The organism is Albimonas marina, from assembly GCF_029223255.1.
Taxonomy (GTDB): domain Bacteria; phylum Pseudomonadota; class Alphaproteobacteria; order Rhodobacterales; family Rhodobacteraceae; genus Albimonas.
Genome location: NZ_JARHUC010000008.1, coordinates 270,383 through 286,995 on the forward strand (window position 1 = coordinate 270,383; position 16,613 = coordinate 286,995).

The 16,613-nt window shown below is 73.5% G+C and carries 17 protein-coding genes and 1 tRNA gene; 12 read left to right on the top strand and 6 right to left on the bottom strand.

The annotated features are described in order from the left end of the window. Positions 1-41: 41 nt before the first annotated feature. The 4 genes from P2H44_RS20905 (at position 42) to P2H44_RS20920 (ending at position 4,402) form a co-directional block, all read left to right on the top strand. Positions 42-947, top strand: a complete 906-nt coding sequence (locus P2H44_RS20905; RefSeq protein WP_275766757.1) for a VOC family protein — start codon at positions 42-44, stop codon at positions 945-947. Between the two features lie 79 nt (positions 948-1,026). Further along, the gene (locus P2H44_RS20910; RefSeq protein WP_275766760.1) at positions 1,027-1,995 is read left to right on the top strand and encodes a glutathione S-transferase family protein; all 969 of its coding nucleotides are present in this window, start codon (positions 1,027-1,029) and stop codon (positions 1,993-1,995) included. Positions 1,996-2,290: 295 nt separating this feature from the next. Further along, entirely contained in the window at positions 2,291-3,715 is a 1,425-nt protein-coding gene (leuC, locus tag P2H44_RS20915) for a 3-isopropylmalate dehydratase large subunit (RefSeq protein ID WP_275766763.1), read from the top strand. A gap of 123 nt (positions 3,716-3,838) precedes the next feature. Beyond that, positions 3,839-4,402, top strand: coding sequence for a GNAT family N-acetyltransferase (locus tag P2H44_RS20920; RefSeq protein ID WP_275766765.1), 564 nt, complete (start codon positions 3,839-3,841; stop codon positions 4,400-4,402). 29 nt (positions 4,403-4,431) lie between these two features. Here the strand turns inward: P2H44_RS20920 and P2H44_RS20925 are convergent, their stop codons facing one another. The 5 genes from P2H44_RS20925 to hslV form a co-directional block, all read right to left on the bottom strand. After that, positions 4,432-4,764 (bottom strand): hypothetical protein, encoded by a 333-nt coding sequence (locus tag P2H44_RS20925; RefSeq protein WP_275766766.1) that lies wholly within the window; start codon positions 4,762-4,764, stop codon positions 4,432-4,434. 387 nt (positions 4,765-5,151) lie between these two features. After that, the gene (locus tag P2H44_RS20930) at positions 5,152-6,621 is read right to left on the bottom strand and encodes a cytochrome P450 (RefSeq protein ID WP_275766768.1); all 1,470 of its coding nucleotides are present in this window, start codon (positions 6,619-6,621) and stop codon (positions 5,152-5,154) included. 238 nt (positions 6,622-6,859) lie between these two features. Continuing rightward, complete coding sequence (hslU, locus tag P2H44_RS20935; RefSeq protein WP_275766769.1) at positions 6,860-8,161, bottom strand: ATP-dependent protease ATPase subunit HslU; 1,302 nt, start codon at positions 8,159-8,161, stop codon at positions 6,860-6,862. A 57-nt stretch (positions 8,162-8,218) separates the two neighbouring features. Then, positions 8,219-9,337 carry a hypothetical protein gene (locus P2H44_RS20940; RefSeq protein ID WP_275766771.1) on the bottom strand — a complete coding sequence of 373 codons (1,119 nt, stop codon included), beginning with the start codon at positions 9,335-9,337 and terminating at the stop codon, positions 8,219-8,221. Then, positions 9,330-9,887: an ATP-dependent protease subunit HslV gene (gene hslV / locus P2H44_RS20945; RefSeq protein WP_275766773.1), complete on the bottom strand. Its 558-nt coding sequence runs from the start codon at positions 9,885-9,887 to the stop codon at positions 9,330-9,332. Before hslV ends, P2H44_RS20940 begins: the two co-directional genes overlap by 8 nt. 246 nt (positions 9,888-10,133) lie before the next feature. Between hslV and hisB the strand changes: the two genes are divergently transcribed. From hisB to P2H44_RS20985, 8 genes are all read left to right on the top strand, one after another. After that, a complete protein-coding gene (gene hisB / locus P2H44_RS20950) occupies positions 10,134-10,721 on the top strand; it encodes an imidazoleglycerol-phosphate dehydratase HisB (RefSeq protein ID WP_275766775.1) in 588 nt (195 codons plus the stop codon). Beyond that, a complete protein-coding gene (gene hisH / locus P2H44_RS20955) occupies positions 10,718-11,368 on the top strand; it encodes an imidazole glycerol phosphate synthase subunit HisH (protein WP_275766776.1) in 651 nt (216 codons plus the stop codon). Before hisB ends, hisH begins: the two co-directional genes overlap by 4 nt. Before the next feature lie 425 nt (positions 11,369-11,793). Beyond that, a complete protein-coding gene (gene hisA / locus P2H44_RS20960; protein ID WP_275766779.1) occupies positions 11,794-12,516 on the top strand; it encodes a 1-(5-phosphoribosyl)-5-[(5-phosphoribosylamino)methylideneamino]imidazole-4-carboxamide isomerase in 723 nt (240 codons plus the stop codon). A 258-nt stretch (positions 12,517-12,774) separates the two neighbouring features. Then, positions 12,775-13,335: a hypothetical protein gene (locus P2H44_RS20965; protein WP_275766782.1), complete on the top strand. Its 561-nt coding sequence runs from the start codon at positions 12,775-12,777 to the stop codon at positions 13,333-13,335. A gap of 170 nt (positions 13,336-13,505) precedes the next feature. Further along, positions 13,506-14,264: an imidazole glycerol phosphate synthase subunit HisF gene (hisF, locus tag P2H44_RS20970; protein WP_275766785.1), complete on the top strand. Its 759-nt coding sequence runs from the start codon at positions 13,506-13,508 to the stop codon at positions 14,262-14,264. Between the two features lie 62 nt (positions 14,265-14,326). Further along, positions 14,327-14,680, top strand: a complete 354-nt coding sequence (locus P2H44_RS20975; RefSeq protein WP_275766787.1) for a phosphoribosyl-ATP diphosphatase — start codon at positions 14,327-14,329, stop codon at positions 14,678-14,680. Between the two features lie 69 nt (positions 14,681-14,749). Then, positions 14,750-14,826 (top strand) — tRNA-Arg (locus tag P2H44_RS20980). A 279-nt stretch (positions 14,827-15,105) separates the two neighbouring features. Next, positions 15,106-15,999 carry a sulfurtransferase gene (locus P2H44_RS20985; protein ID WP_275766790.1) on the top strand — a complete coding sequence of 298 codons (894 nt, stop codon included), beginning with the start codon at positions 15,106-15,108 and terminating at the stop codon, positions 15,997-15,999. A 16-nt stretch (positions 16,000-16,015) separates the two neighbouring features. On the opposite strand, the gene P2H44_RS20990 is transcribed toward P2H44_RS20985, so the two are convergent. Next, entirely contained in the window at positions 16,016-16,390 is a 375-nt protein-coding gene (locus tag P2H44_RS20990) for a GFA family protein (RefSeq protein ID WP_275766793.1), read from the bottom strand. Between the last annotated feature and the right edge of the window lie 223 nt (positions 16,391-16,613).

Here is a 16,613-nt window from a genome sequence, read left to right on the forward strand (position 1 = left end):
GCGGGACCGCCCCTTCGCCCCGCGCCGCCAGGAGAGAGCCCATGACCGACGCCCCCACCGCCTCCGCCGCGACGGCGCCCGGCGCGATGTTCGACCTGCACGCCGCGCCGCTGCATGTCGCCCGCGTGCGCCTGCGGGTGCGCGACCTCGCCCGCGTCGCCGACTTCTACGAGGGGCTGCTGGGCCTCTCGCGCATCGACCAGGGCGCGGGCTTCGCGGTGCTGGGCGCGCCCGGGCCCGACGGCGCGCCGCGCGCGCTGCTGGAGCTGAGCGGCGACGCGCGGCTCGCGCCGCTCGACCGCCGCCAGGCGGGGCTCTTCCACACCGCCTTCCTGATGCCCTCGCGCGCCGACCTGGGCCGATGGCTGAACCGGACCGCGCAGGCGGGGATCCGGCTGGAGGGCGCCTCGGACCATGTCGTCTCGGAGGCGGTCTACCTCTCGGACCCCGAGGGCAACGGGATCGAGGTCTATGCCGACCGGCCCGTCGCCTCCTGGCGGGAGCCGTCGGGCGAGATCCGGCTCGCCACCCTGCCGCTCGACGCGCAGGACCTGCTCGCCAGCGGCGGCGGCGGGGCCTATGCGCAGGCGCCGTCGGGGCTGATGGTGGGCCACGTGCACCTGCAGGTCGGCGAGACCGGGCGCGCCGACGGCTTCTATCGCGACGTGCTGGGCTTCGACGTGGTGGCTGACTACCCGGGCGCGAGCTTCTACGGCTCGGGCGGCTATCACCACCAGCTCGCCGGCAACGTCTGGAACAGCCGCGGCGCGAAGCGCCGGCCCCAGGGCATGGTCGGGCTGGACCAGGTGGTGCTGGCGGCGCGCGAGCCCGCCGTGCGCGACGCGGCGCTGGCCCGCGCCGAGGCCGCGGGCCTCGTCCCCGAGACGCGCGACGGCCTGACCCTGCTGCACGACCCCTGGGGCGGCGCGGTGGCGCTGGCCGCCTGATCCCGACCCGAATAATCCGACCGCGCGTCCCTCAGGGCGCGCCGGTCCCGCCCCCCCCCCGACGACAGGAGACCCCGCGATGCTGGTGAACGGCCGCTGGACCGAGGATTGGCAGCCCGTGCAGGCGACGGACGCCAAGGGCGGCTTCGTGCGCCAGACCTCGAGCTTCCGTAACTGGGTGACCCCCGACGGCGCCCCCGGCCCCACCGGCGAGGGCGGCTTCGCGGCGGAGGCGGGGCGCTATCGCCTATACGTGGCGCTGATCTGCCCCTGGGCCTGCCGCACGCTGATCGGGCGGGCGCTGAAGGGGCTGGAGGAGGCGATCGAGGTGGTGGTGGTCGAGCCGGAGCTGGGCGCCCAGGGCTGGCGCTTCGGAACGGGCGCCGCCACGGGCCTCGCCCCCTCCGCCGATCCGGAGTTCGGCGCGACGTGGATGCACGAGATCTACACCGCCGCCGACCCGACCGTCTCGGGCCGGGCCACGGTGCCGGTGCTGTGGGACAAGACCCGCCGGACGATCGTGAACAACGAATCCGCCGACATCCTGCGGATGCTGAACTCGGGCTTCGGCCCGCTCGCCCGCAACGCCGTCGACCTCTGCCCCGAGGACCTGCGCGAGGCGATCGACGCGCTGAACGCCGAGGTCTACGCGCGCCTCAACAACGGCGTCTACCGCGCCGGCTTCGCCACCACGCAAGAGGCCTACGAAGACGCCTTCGCCGAGGTCTTCGCGATGCTCGACGCGCTCGAATCCCGCCTCGCCGCCGGCGGCCCGTTCCTGTTCGGGGAGCGCGTGACCGAGACCGACGTGCGCCTGTTCGTCACCCTGATCCGCTTCGACGCGGCCTATCACGGCCTGTTCAAGTGCAACCTGCGCCGGCTGGTCGACCACCCCGCGCTGACCGCGCACACGGGGCGGATGCTGGCGCTTCCGGGCGTGCGGGAGACGGTCTCGATCGACCATATCAAGCGCGGCTACCACTCGATCCGCAGCCTCAACCCCCACTGCATCGTCCCCGCGGGCCCCGCCCTGCCCTGGGATCTCTGAGCCCCGGGACCGGGGTCGGCGGGCGGGCGTCCCGGCCGCGCAGCGGCCGGCAGAGCCGCCCGCCGGCGCGCCGGTTTCGTCCGCCTGCGATTCCCCGCTTGCGGCCGGCGGATGCGCGACATAATTTCCGCGCCATGTCCGGACCCCTCGTCATGAGCGACCGCGCCCGCCTGCCGTGGCGCTTCTTCGGCCGCTACGCCGAACTCCCTGGCCTTCTCTGAAGCCCGGGACCGCGCCCGCGCGGACCGCGACTGATGACGACCCCAGCCTGACGCCAATTCCGGAGACGAACGCGATGACCGCCCCCAAGAGCACCGGCCCCAAGACCCTGTACGACAAGATCTGGGACTCCCACGTGGTGCACGAGGCCGAGGACGGCACCTGCCTCCTCTACATCGACATGCACCTGACCCATGAGGTCACCTCGGCCCAGGCCTTCGAGGGTCTGCGCATGGCCGGCCGCCCGGTGCGCCGCCCCGAGCTGACGGTCGCCGTGCCCGACCACAACGTGCCCACCGACGTGGGCCGCGCCACCGGCGAGATCTCGGATCCCGAGGCGAAGCTGCAGATCGACACGCTGCGCAAGAACGCGGCCGACTTCGGCGTGACCTATTTCGACGTGAACGACGTCCGCCAGGGCATCGTGCACATCATCGGGCCGGAGCAGGGCCTGACCCAGCCGGGCATGACCATCGTGTGCGGCGACAGCCACACCGCCACCCACGGGGCCTTCGGCGCGCTGGCGCACGGCATCGGCACCTCGGAGGTCGAGCACGTGCTCGCCACCCAGACGCTGATCCAGAAGAAGTCCAAGAACATGCTGGTGAAGATCGAGGGCGAGCTGCCCGTCGGCGTCACCGCCAAGGACATCACCCTGACCGTGATCGGCAAGACCGGCACCGCCGGCGGCACCGGCTACGTGATCGAGTACGCGGGCTCCGCGATCCGCTCGCTGTCCATGGAAGGCCGCATGACGGTCTGCAACATGGCCATCGAGGGCGGCGCCCGCGCCGGCCTGATCGCCCCCGACGAGAAGACCTTCGAGTATGTGAAGGGCCGTCCCTACGCGCCGAAGGGCGCCGCGTGGGAGATGGCGCTGGCGCACTGGAAGACCCTGACCTCGGACGAGGGCGCGCATTACGACAAGATCATCGAGATCGACGCCGCCGAGATCGAGCCCGTGGTGACCTGGGGCACCTCGCCCGAGGACGTGCTGCCGATCTCGGCCGTCGTCCCCTCGCCCGACAGCTTCAAGGGCGGCAAGGTCTCGGCCGCGACCCGCTCGCTCGAGTACATGGGCCTGAAGCCCGGCACCGCGCTGAAGGACATCGAGATCGACACGGTGTTCATCGGCTCGTGCACCAACGGCCGCATCGAGGACCTGCGCGAGGTTGCGAAGGTCATGGAGGGCCGCAAGGTCAAGGAGGGCGTGCGCGCCATGATCGTCCCCGGCTCGGGCCTCGTGCGCGCCCAGGCCGAGGAGGAGGGCATCGCCCAGAAGCTGATCGACGCGGGCTTCGAGTGGCGCATGGCCGGCTGCTCGATGTGCCTCGGGATGAACCCCGACCAGCTGAAGCCGGGCGAGCGCTGCGCCTCGACCTCGAACCGCAACTTCGAGGGCCGTCAGGGCCGCGGCGGCCGCACCCACCTGCTGAGCCCGGCGATGGCCGCGGCCGCGGCGGTGACCGGCAAGCTGACCGACGTGCGCGAGCTGGCCTGAGGCCCCGCCCGGCCGCGCCGGGCGCCTGACGACATCGACGGGCGGGCCGGGACCTTCGGCCCGCCCGTTCCGTTTCCGGCCGCCCCCGGCGCCCGGCCCGCTGCGACCCGAGGATCCCGCGCGATGACCGCCCCCGACTGGCCCGCCGACCCGCTCCCCCTCGCCCCCGGCCCGCGTCCCGCGGGCCTGACGATCCGCGAGGCGGGCGACGCCGACGCGCAGGAGGTGGCGCGGCTGATGAACATCCTCGGCGCCGAGATCAGCGGAGAGGCGGGGGCGATGACGGCCGAGATCGTGCGGCGGGACGTGTTCGCGGGAGACATCGGGCTGAAGGTGCTGCTGGCCGAGATCGACGGCGCCGCCGCCGGCGTCGCCGTCCACCAGCCGGCCTACGAGACCGCCTACGCGGTGCGCGGCCGCTACCTGCAGGACCTGGCGGTGGACCCCGCCTTCCGCCGCCGGGGCGTGGCGCGCGCGCTGCTGGCGCGCCTCGCGCGGCTGACGCGGGACGAGGGCGGCGGCTTCATCTGGTGGATGAACATGGACGCGATGCCCGGGCCGCGCGCGCTGTATCAGGCGGTCGCGGACGTCGAGGATCGCAGCTCGGCCTTCGCCGTCACCCGCGCGCGCTTCCTGGCGCTGTGCGAGGAGGACGAGGCCGGCCGCCCCGCCCCTCGCGCCGACTGAGCGCGCGGGGCCCCGGGGCGGCGGTCGCGTCAGCGCCGCAGGCGCCGGGCGTTGGCCTGCATGCGGCGCGTGACCGGCACGGCGGCGGCGCGCATCGCCTCCTGCGGGGCGGCCCCGCCGGCCAGCGCCAGCGCCATCTCCTCGAGCGCGCTCGAGAAGGCGGCGGGCTTCTCCAGCACCATGTCGACCGCCTCCTGCAGGCTCAGCGCCCCGGTCGCGGCCAGCAGCGTGCGGCGCAGGATCACCTCCGCCGCGGCGGCCGAGGCCTCGTAGTGGAAGCGCCACATCTCGGTCATCATCATCCAGGGCGCCATCATCTCGGCGTAGCCCGGCATCGCCGTGCGCGCGGTTCGCTTGCTCATGCTCGTCACCCACCCGTTCTCGTCCCGTCGGGCCCACGGCCCGGCTCCGACGGCACCCTGCCCCATGCTCTCTGAAGACCGGGTTCACGCCCGGCCTTCCGCGCCGTCCGCCCCCGGAGGGACCCGCGGCGGCGCTTGTCGGACGGTCACTCAAGCACGCGGCCGCCGAGAAAGCGAGCATTTGCTTTGTATACGAGCATTCGACCAAGGGAGGACCGCGCCGCCCGCGGCCCGGCGCGGCCGGTCCGGGCGGAGGCCGCCTGGAAGAGGAGAGCCGCCCGGCCGGAACGGCGGCGGCGAGACCGGCGGCGGGGCCGCCGCGCCACGGTTGAACCGGCGCAGCGCCTGACGACAGGGGCGGCGGGCGAGGCCCCCGGCCGCCCCGTCTCAGCCGCGGCGCGCGACCCGAAGGGTCACGGGCGCGCGGGTGCGCAGGGTGATCTTGCCCACCGGCTCAGGCGGGGGGCCGTCGGGGGCGAGGCGGAAGCGCGGCAGCGCGCGCGCCAGCAGCAGCACCCCTTCCAGCCGCGCCAGCGCCAGCCCCACGCAGATCCGCGGCCCGCCGCCGAAGGGGATATGCGCGAACGGATGCCGCCCGGCCCGGCCCGCGGGCAGGAACCGCTCGGGGTCGAAGACGCCCGGCCGCTCCCAGTAGCGGGGGTTCCGGTGGATCATGCCGATCACGATCTGGATGCGCGTGCCGGGCGCGATCTCCACGTCCTCGAACCGGTCGGCGGCGATCGCCTGGCGCCCGATCGAGAAGGCCGGCGGGTAGAGGCGCAGGATCTCGTCGTAGGCCGCCGGCAGCAGCGCGACGCCGCGCGCCTGGGCGGGATCCAGAGGGCCGCCCGCCTCGGCCTCCGCCTCCGCCGCGACGGCGGCGAGGCGGTCCTGCCAGTCCGGCTCCCGCGACAGGCGGTCGAGGCCCCAGGCGAAGCTCAGCGCCGTGGTCTCGTGCCCGGCGGCGAACAGCGTCAGCACCTCGTTGCGGATCGACTGGCGGTCGAGGAAGGCGCCCGTCTCCTCGTCCTTGGCGTGGACGAGGATGTCGAGCAGGTCCGGCGCCTCCGGCTCGCCCTGGTCGCGCCGCGCGAGGCGGGCGTCGATCAGGCCGTAGAGCCAGGCGTCGAGCTCCTCCAGCCAGCCCATCGCCTGCTTGCGGGAGCGGCGGGGGAACCAGCCCGGCAGGTTCATGATGTCCGCGAAGGGCGGCGAGCCCGCGTCGGTGATGACCTTGTCCATCAGGTCGCCGATGCGGGCGGGGTCGTCGCCCATGTCGGCGGAGAAGAACGCCTCCATGGCGATGCGCATGGCGAGTTCGCCCACGTCGTGGGTCAGGTCGACGGGGCGGGCGGCGTCGGCGGCCTCGCCCCAGCTCTCCAGCATCGCCTCGACATGGCGGGCGACGACGGCCTCGACCCCCTTGATGGCGCGGGCGTTGAAGGCGGGCGAGATCAGGCGGCGGCGCTGGCGCCAGACGTCGCCGTCCATGGTCAGCGAGCTCTTGCGCAGGAACTTCGAGAAGATGATCTCGTAGAGCCGGCCCTTCACGTAGGCGTCGGAATTGACCTGCAGGACGTGGCGGGCGAAGTCGGCGTCGTTGACGGTGAAGATCGTCTCCCCGCCCGCGCGCACGACGTGCCAGCGCCGCCCGGCCAGCTCCGGGTGGATCAGGTCGAGCAGGTTCTTCGACCCCTTCCACATCATCCGCACGGTGTTGACCTTGCGCAGCAGGCGCGAGGCCTCGAGCTTCGCCATCGGCGGCGGCGGGTTGGCGGGGACGTAGAGCGCCTCGCGCTCCAGCGCCGCCCGCTCGTCGGCGGAGACCGCGTGGCCGGTGGTCCCGAAATCCTTCATCGCGCCGACTCCCTGTCGCGTCCGCTTCCGCATGTCTTTACGCAGGCGGCAGTGTCGCCCGTCGCAGGCCCCGAGGCAAACGCCGCGAGGCCGGGCTGCTCGCCGTCCCCGACCCGACGCCCGCCGCGAAGGCCCGCGCCCCCGCCCCCGGCCCGCCGGGGAGGGCGGGCGGGAGGCGGGCCGGGGGCGGGGGCGCGGGCCGGGCGCAGCCTCGGTAGGCCCGCGCCGGCCGCCCGGATCAGAGCACGTAGCGGCTCATGTCGGCGGAATGGGCCAGCGCGCCGACGCGGGCCTCGACATAGGCGCGGTCGATGGTCACCGACTGGCCGCCGCGGTCGGGCGCCTCGTAGCTCAGCTCCTCGAAGACCCGCTCCAGCACCGTGTGCAGGCGGCGCGCGCCGATGTTCTCGACCGAGCGGTTCACCTCGGCCGCGAACTCCGCGATGGCGGCGACGCCGTCTTCGGCGAAGTCCACGCTCACCCCCTCGGTCTCCAGCAGGGCGGCGTACTGGCGGGTCAGGGCGTTGTCCGTCTCGGTCAGGATGCGCACGAAATCCGCCTCGGTCAGCGCCTTCAGCTCCACCCGGATCGGCAGGCGGCCCTGAAGCTCCGGCAGCAGGTCCGAGGGCTTGGAGACGTGGAAGGCGCCCGAGGCGATGAAGAGGACGTGGTCGGTCTTCACCGCGCCGTGCTTGGTGGTCACGGTCGTGCCCTCGATCAGGGGCAGCAGGTCGCGCTGCACGCCCTCGCGCGACACGTCGGCGCCCTTCGCGCCTTCGCGCGCGCAGACCTTGTCGATCTCGTCGAGGAACACGATCCCCGACTGCTCCACCGCCTCGATCGCGTCGCGGGTCACCGTCTCCTGGTCGACGAGCTTGTCGGCCTCCTCGGCGATCAGCAGCTCGTAGCTGTCCTTCACCTTCACCTTGCGCTTGCGGGTGCGCCCGCCCAGCGCCTTGCCGAAGATCGAGCCGAGGTCCGCCATCTGCCCCGGCTGCTGGCCCGGCAGTTCGAAGGCTGCGAAGGGGTTGGAGGTGTCCTCGAGGTCGAGCTCGATCTCGGTGTCGTCCAGCTCCCCCGCGCGCAGCTTGCGGCGGAACATGTCGCGGGTGGAATCGCGGCTGCCCGAGCCGGTCAGCGCGTCCAGCACCCGCTCCTCGGCGGCGCCGTGGGCGCGGGCCTTCATCTCGTCGCGGCGACGCTCCTTGATCATCACGATGGCGGCTTCGACCAGGTCGCGGATGATCTGCTCGACGTCGCGGCCGACGTAGCCGACCTCGGTGAACTTGGTGGCCTCGACCTTGATGAAGGGCGCCTGCGCCAGCTTGGCGAGGCGGCGCGAGATCTCGGTCTTGCCGACGCCGGTCGGGCCGATCATCAGGATGTTCTTGGGCGTCACCTCCTGCATCAGGTCGGCGTCGAGCTGCCGGCGCCGCCAGCGGGAGCGGAGCGCCACGGCGACGGCGCGCTTGGCCTCCTGCTGGCCGATGATGAAGCGGTCGAGCTCCGAGACGATCTCGCGGGGGGTCAGGTCGGTCATGGGGGTCTCCGTATCGCGCCGCGGGCCCTGGCAGGGCGCGCGCGTCCCAAAAGGATGTCAGGCGGGCGGGGCCCAGGGGGGCAGCCGGTCCTTGCCGGGGAAGTCGGGCAGCGCGCGCATCAGGCGGGTGCGAAGGCCCGTCCAGCCGGCGCCGAGGCCGATGACGATGGCGCCCAGCAGCATCAGCCCGCCGGCGGCGCCGAGCTCTGCCGCTTCGACCACGCCCCAGACCATCGAGGCGAGGTAGGCGGCCGCGGCCAGCAGCAGCGAGCGGCGGTCGAGCGCCAGCGCCAGCACCGCCAGCAGCGCCAGGAACAGCGCCATCAGCAGGCCGGAGATCGCGCCGGGATCGTTCAGCAGGCTGAGCGCCACGGTGTTGACGATGGCGGGCCCGGCCGCGAGGTGCAGCCAGAACCCGCAGGCCGAGAGCCGCGTGACCCGGTGCGGATCGCGCAGGTCGAAGCTGAGCGCCAGCGCGAAGCAGGCCAGCCCGAAGACCAGCGTGGCGATGGCGAAGATCGAGGTCGAGCCGAGGTCGAACAGCGCCGCCGGCCCGCCGCCCGCGATGATCGCCTGCACCGCCGCCTCGCCGTCGCCGGCGAGCGCGATCAGCAGCGTGGCGTAGGCCGCGAGCGCCGCCAGGAACAGCGCGAAGGGCAGCCGGAAGCGGGCGAAGAAGGCGAGCGCCGCCACCAGCGCCGCGCCGGTGACCGCGGCGAAGGCGGAGACGGCGGGCGTCTCGCCGTAGAGATCCGCCTGGGAGACGAAGAGCCCCGTCGCCGCCATCCCGGCCGAGACCGTGAAGCCGATCGCCAGCAGCAGGCTGGGCAGCGTCATGCGGCGGCGCAGGGTGAGGTATTCGGCCAGCCCCCAGGCGCCGATCACGCCCATCAGGCCGGGCCCGAGCTCTCCGAACGCCAGGCCCAGCAGCCAGCCGCCCATGCCCAGGATCGCGACGCCCGCGGCGACGAACACGTCGTTGAGGCCGCGGAACAGCTCGAACGGCTCGTCGCCCACGCGGGCGCGCAGGCCGCGGCGGGATTCGCCCAGGGCGGCCAGGCGCACGGCCTGACGCTCGTCGATCATCCCCGCGCCGACGGCGGCGCGAAGATCGGCGGCGTCGAGGATCGCGTCGGCGGGGGCGGCGTCCGAAGGGGCTTGGGGGGCCTCAGCCATCGAGGGTTTCGACCGTCAGCTTGCCGTTGGTGAACACGCAGATGTCGGCGGCGATGGCCATGGCCTTGCGGGCGATGGTCTCGGCGTCGAGCTCGGTCTCCATCAGGCCCCGCGCCGCGGCCATGGCGAAGTTGCCGCCGGAGCCGATGGCGGCGACGTCGTGCTCGGGCTCCAGCACGTCGCCGGCGCCGGTGATCACGAACAGCTGGGCGCCGTCGGTGACGATCAGCATCGCCTCGAGGTTGCGAAGATACTTGTCGGTCCGCCAGTCCTTGGCGAGGTCGACGCAGGCGCGCATAAGCTGGCCCGGCTGCGCCTCGAGCTTGCTCTCGAGCCGCTCGAGCAGGGTGAAGGCGTCGGCGGTGGAGCCGGCGAAGCCCACCACCACCGGCGCGCCGCCGGGCGAGAGCCGGCGCACCTTGCGCGCGGTGCCCTTGATGACGGTGTTGCCGAGCGAGACCTGTCCGTCGCCCGCGACCACCACCTTGCCGCCGCGCCGGACCGCGAGAATGGTGGTGCCGTGCCAGCCGGGGAAGTCGTCTGCGCTCATGGGGCCTCTGCGTGCTCTGCGCCCCGGGCGCGGGGGCCTGGGGCTGGATCGGGTTCGTGCGGCCATATAGGCGGCGGGGCGGGGGGACGCCACCCGAGTTGACGCAAGGGTCGCGACCGTGGGGCGCCGCGCGCCCTGCCCCGCCGGCCCTGCGCGGCGGCCCGCCGGGCGCGTCGTCCGGGGCTCTTTCCGCCGGCCCCGGGCGCCGCTATACCCCTGCGGTCCGCAAGATCCGGGGGAAATCCCATGCGCACCGCCAGCCTGACGCGCAAGACCAACGAGACCGACATCTCGGTCGAGCTGAACCTGGACGGGACCGGGGCGCACGACTGCGCCACCGGCGTCGGGTTCTTCGATCACATGATCGACCAGCTCGCGCGCCACTCGCTGATCGACATGACGGTGCGCTGCACGGGCGACCGGCACATCGACGACCACCACTCGGTCGAGGACGTGGGCATCGCGCTGGGCCAGGCGCTGGCCCAGGCCGTGGGCGACAAGCGCGGGATCCGGCGCTACGGCGCGTGCCTGCTGCCGATGGACGAATCTTTGGTTCGCGCGGCGCTCGACCTGTCGGGCCGGCCCTTCCTGGTGTGGAAGGTCGAGTTCCCGACCGAGAAGATCGGGACCTTCGACACCGAACTGGTGCGCGAGTTCTTCACCGCCTTCGCCATGAACGCGCGGATGACGCTGAACGTCGCCCTGCTGGACGGGGCGAACAGCCACCACATCGCCGAGTCCATCTTCAAGGCCGTCGCCCGCGCCCTGCGCGAGGCGGTCGAGGAGGATCCGCGCCAGAAGGGCGCGCTGCCGAGCACGAAGGGCGCGCTATGACCACTGCCGCAGGAACCGCGATCGTCGACTACGGCTCGGGCAACCTGCACTCGGCCGCCAAGTCCTTCGAGCGGATGAGCCGCGAGAGCGGCGCGGGCGGCCCGATCCTGGTCACCGACGACGCCGAGGCCGTGCGCCGGGCCGAGCGCATCGTGCTGCCGGGCGTGGGCGCCTTCGGCGACTGCGCCGCGGGCCTGCGCGCGGTGCCCGGCATGTGGGAGACGATCGAGGAGCGCGTCGCCGCAGGCACGCCGTTCCTGGGCATCTGCGTCGGCCAGCAGCTGATGGCCGACCGCGGGCTGGAGTTCGGCGCCCACTCGGGCTTCGGCTGGATCGGCGGGGACGTGGCGGCGATCGAGATCGACGATCCGTCGCTGAAGATCCCCCACATGGGCTGGAACGAGCTGGTCATCGACCGCCCCCACCCCCTGCTGGAGGGGATCGCGGACGGCGACCACGCCTATTTCGTGCACTCCTTCCACCTCACGCCGCAGGACCCCGAGGCGCTCTGCGCCCACGTCATGCACGGCGGCAAGGTCACCGCGATGGTGGCGCGCGACAACATGGCGGGCACCCAGTTCCACCCGGAGAAGAGCCAGGCCACGGGGCTGCGCCTGATCGCCAACTTCCTCGCCTGGAAGCCCTGAGCAGGGGGCGGAGGCGCCGCGTCGGGCGTCGCGCACGGGGCGATCTCCTGCCCGCGGCGCGGAGCGGGGGTGGCGCTTGGGGGACCGGGAGACTGGGGCGGGCGTGGCGTTCGAGACGCGCAGGCGCTCCTGACTCACCCAAGAACAAAGCGCCCGCGCCTGGTCTCCGGATCCGTCTCTCGCTGAAGATGCCTGAGCGACTCGGCCCCCGGGGTCAAGGACAAGCCCCGCTTCGCGGGGTCGCTGCGCGATCCTTGACCCCGGGGGCCGAGTCGCTCTTCACGGCATCAGCGAGAGACGGCTCCGGAGAACAGGCGCTCCCGAAGGGGCGGCGCGGCTTGCGTTCGGGGGCGGACCGGTCCAAATCTCCGCCGCCCCGCCCTGCCCGCTGACTTGTCCGCCTGCTGACTTCGGAGACCGGCGCCATGATCCTCTACCCCGCCATCGACCTGAAGGAAGGCCGTTGCGTGCGCCTGCTGCGCGGCGAGATGGAGAGCGCGACCGTCTTCAACGACGATCCCGGCGCCCAGGCGCGCGCCTTTCAGGACGCGGGCTGCGCATGGCTGCACATCGTCGACCTCGACGGCGCCTTCGCCGGGCGCCCGGCCAACGCGGCGGCGGTGGAGCAGATCCTCTCGGCCATCACCATCCCCGCGCAGCTCGGCGGCGGCATCCGCGACATGGCCCAGGTCGAGGCCTGGCTGACCCGCGGCGTCGCCCGCGTGATCCTGGGCACCGCCGCGGTGCGCGACCCGGAGTTCGTGAAGGCCGCAGCCAAGGCCTTCCCCGGCCAGGTCGCGGTGGGCATCGACGCCCGCGACGGCATGGCCGCGGTCGAGGGCTGGGCCGAGACCACCGACATCTCGGCCGTCGACCTCGCCCGCCGGTTCGAGGACGCGGGCGTCGCCGCGATCATCCACACCGACATCGACCGCGACGGCGCCATGCAGGGGCCCAACATCGCGGCCTCGGCCGAGCTCGCCCACGCCGTCGCGATCCCGATCATCGTTTCGGGCGGCGTCTCCTCGATGGACGACATCCGCGCGGCCAAGGCCTGCGGCGCGCCGCTGGACGGGGTGATCTCGGGCCGCGCGCTCTACGACGGGCGCCTGGATCCGGCGGAGGCGGCGGCCGTCCTCGCCGCCTGAGCGGCCGCTCGCGCCGGGGGTCCGACGAGGCCGGCGCCGGGCGCGCGCAGAAATCCGTGGAAGACGGTTTCACGCTGTGACAAATTTCGCGGCGGGGTGGGATGCCGCGAGGCGGCCGCGACGGCGGCGATGCGATTCGGCACGACGGCCCCGTCGATTGTCGCTTTCGCAACAGGACCAGCGATGCATTGGTTGAGGACGGCGGCCTTCGCGGCCGCCTTTTGCACGGCGGGCGCGGCCCCTGCCGCAGCCAGCGTGGTGTTCGACTACGTCGGGCCCACGACCTACGACTCGGGCGGCTACGGAACCTACGCCTGGCCCATCACCGGCTACGTCGCCTTCTCGGAGGCGAGCTTCGCCCCCGGCGCGACGCTGACCGCGGCGGATCTGGACGACCTGTCCTTCACCATCCCCTGGAGCGTCGTCGAGCTGACCTTCGTCCTCGCCGAGCTCAGCTACCTCTACGCCGAGTTCGTGGTGAACGCGACGGGCGACGGCTTCACCGGCGTCGTGCTGGGCATGGAGCAGGAGATCTTCGCCGGCGGCGATCCGGCGGGGCCGGAGACGCTGCTGCTGTGGGATCAGACCGGCAACGCGCTCGGGGTGAACGACCAGCAGCCGAACGCGTTCCCCTTCACCACCTACTACAGCGGCGGCGTGTCGAGCGAGCTGGGGACCCTGACCCTGCGCGCCGCCGCCGTGCCCACGCCCGCGGCCCTGCCGCTGCTGGGCGCCGGAATGCTGGCGCTGGGCCTCGCCGCGCGTCGGCGCGGCCGGGGGAGGCGCGCCCCGCCGCCGCCCGTCGCGGCGACGGCCTGAGACAGGCGTCAGGCCCCGTCCCGGCCGTGGCGTCGGGGCGGGGCCCGGGGTCTGGGTCGGCCCTGCGCCCCCGCCTGCGCGGGCCGCGCGCCGCGGCCGCCCGCCCTCTTTCGGTCCCCCCGCGGGCCGGGCTATAGGGAGGCGCGCCGCCGCCCGCCCGGAGACCTTCCATGCTCAAGACCCGCGTGATCCCCTGCCTCGACGTCGCCGGCGGCCGGGTGGTGAAGGGCGTGAACTTCGTCGACCTGGTGGACGCCGGCGACCCGGTGGAGGCCGCGCGCGCCTACGACGCCGCGGGCGCCGACGAGCTCTGCTTCCTCGACATCACCGCGAGCCACGAGAACCGGGGCACCATCCTCGACATCGCCGCGCGCACGGCCGAGCAGTGCTTCATGCCGCTGACCATCGGCGGCGGCGTGCGCACGGTCGAGGACGTGCGCAACCTGCTGCTGGCCGGCGCCGACAAGGTCAGCTTCAACACGGCCGCCGTGAACACCCCCGACGTGATCGACGCGGCCGCCGAGAAGTTCGGCGCCCAGTGCATCACGGTGGCCATCGACGCCAAGACCGTCGAGCCCGGCCGCTGGGAAATTTTTACGCATGGCGGCCGCACCCGCACCGGCATCGACGCCGTCGAGTTCGCCTTGCAGATGGAGCGGCGCGGCGCGGGAGAGATCCTGCTGACCTCGATGGACCGCGACGGCACGCGCGCGGGCTACAACCTGCCGCTGACCCGCGCGGTGGCGGACGCCGTCTCGATCCCGGTGATCGCCTCGGGGGGCGTCGGCTCGCTCGAGCACCTGGTCGAGGGGGTGACCGAGGGCCATGCCTCGGCGGTGCTCGCCGCCTCGATCTTCCACTTCGGCCACCACACGATCGGGGAGGCGAAGGCCGCGATGGCCGCCGCCGGCATCCCCGTGCGGTTGTGAGCCGCCCTCCCGATCCGGACCGACCCGCCGCCGCCCCTTCCCTGCGTCGACAGGAGCCCCCGATGCCCAAGGCCCCCCAGCCCTCCGCCGCGCTCGACCTCTCGGTTCTGGCGCGTCTCGACGCGGTGATCCGCTCGCGCAAGGGCGCCGATCCCGCCAGCAGCCACACGGCGAAGCTGTTCTCGAAGGGGCCGCGCAAGTGCGCCCAGAAGTTCGGGGAGGAGGCGGTCGAGGCGGTGATCGCCGCCGCCGCCAACGACCGCGCCGAGCTGAAGGCGGAGGCGGCCGACACGCTCTACCACCTGCTGGTCATGCTGGCCGCGCGCGACGTCTCGCTGGCCGACGTGCTGGCAGAGCTGCAGCGGCGCGAGGGCGTCTCGGGCGTGGCCGAGAAGGCCGCCCGTCCGAAGGACTGAAAACGCCCGCGGCCCCCTTCGATCCTGCGTTGCACCGCCCCGCGGCGCCCGCTATACACCGCCCTCGACGCACCCGTAGCTCAGCTGGATAGAGCGCTGCCCTCCGAAGGCAGAGGTCACAGGTTCGAATCCTGTCGGGTGCGCCATTTCTCCCAGATGACCGCCCCGCCCCGAGCTGCAATGAAACCGCACGGTTTCGCGGCTCTGAATCGCCGTGCCCGGCGCGGTCGGGGGAGACCGGTGCGCATGTGCCGCGCGCGCGCTCTGGAGCATCTAGATCCACGTCGGAGGGGCTGCCGGAGGCTCGCGCCGGCCCTCGCCCCTTGCGTCCCGCACGCGTCGCCGGGCCTTGATGCGCATGGCGCGCCCGGTCAGGGTGGCCCTCGACAGCCGGCGCGGAGACCGGCCGGAGGAGGAGACCCCCCATGACCCAGACCCTGAGCAACCCCTCCTGGCGGCGGCCCGAGGCGATCGTGGACGGCGCGGGACTGCAGGCGCGGCTCGGCGATCCGGACCTGCGGATCTACGACTGCACCGTCTACCTGCGCTACGAGGTCGGCACCGGTCGGCCCTACCGGGTCGAGAGCGGGCGGGCGGACTGGGAGGCAGGCCACATCCCCGGCGCGCGGTTCCTCGACCTGCAGGAGGAGCTGTCGCAGGACGATGCGCCGACGCGCTTCATGCGCCGCTCGGCCCAGGCCACGGCGGACGCCTTCGCCAGGGTGGGCGTGGGCGAGGGGACGCGGGTCGTCCTCTATTCCCGCGGCACGCCGCAGTGGGCGACGCGGGTCTGGTGGATGCTGCGCTGGATCGGCTTCGACGACGCGGCCATCCTCGACGGCGGGTTCGACCTGTGGGAGGCCGAGGGGCGGCCGGTCTCGACCGAGCCGGTCGACTATCCCGAGGGCCGACTGGTCGCGAAGGAGCGGCCGGGCCTGTTCGTGGGCAAGGAGGAGATGCTGGCCGCGATCGGGGACGGGGCCGTGTGCTCGCTGAACGCGCTGAGCCCGGACCTGCACTCGGGCGAAAACGCGCGCTACGGGCGGCCGGGGCGGATCCCGGGGTCGACGAACGTGCCGGCGGGCTCGCTGGTGGATCCGCAGACGAAGCGGCTGGTCTCGCCCCGGGCGGCGGCGGAGGCCTTCGCGGCGGCCGGGGCGACGCCGGAGAAGCGGGTGCTGAACTACTGCGGCGGCGGCATCGCGGCGACGCTGGACGCGTTCCTCCAGCACCAGCTGGGATACGAGGACGTGGCGGTCTACGACGCCTCGATGTCCGAATGGGCGAAGGACGAGCGGCTGCCGATCGAGGTGGGCTGAGGGCGCGCGCGGCGCCTCAGTCCTCCTGGTCCCGCTCGTGGAGCGCGAGGCCGGGGATCGGGGGCAGCCAGCTCTCGCGCCGGCAGGTCCAGAGCTCGTAGGTCGGGGCGAACCGGTCGGGGGCGTCGAGGGCGCCGAGATGCACCTCGACCTCCCCCTCCGAGCGGGCGAAGACCGAGGAGCCGCAGCGGGGGCAGAAGTGGCGGCCCTTGTAGTGGTTCGTCTCGCCGGAGATCTCGACCGCCGCCTCGGGGAAGATGGCGGCGGCGTAGAACGGCGCGCCATGGTGCTTGCGGCAATCGAGACAGTGGCAGAGGCAGACGCGGGAGGGCTCGCCGGTCGCGACCAGGCGGACCGCGCCGCAGAGGCATCCGCCGGGGGTTCGCGTCATGGCGCGTCCTTTCGTGGGGCCGGGTCCTGCGGAACATAGCGCGTCGCGGAGGACGTGGAAGGGCGGCGCGGCAGGCGCGGCGCGGGGATAGCAGCGAGGCGCCGAGGCAGGCCCGCGCGCGGATTGGCGCGAGGCGCCGCGGCGGGCGCGGCGCCTGGGTCCGGCCGCCCGCCCGCGGCGCAGGGCCGGCGGGGCGCCCGGCCCCGGCGGCGCGGACGGCGGG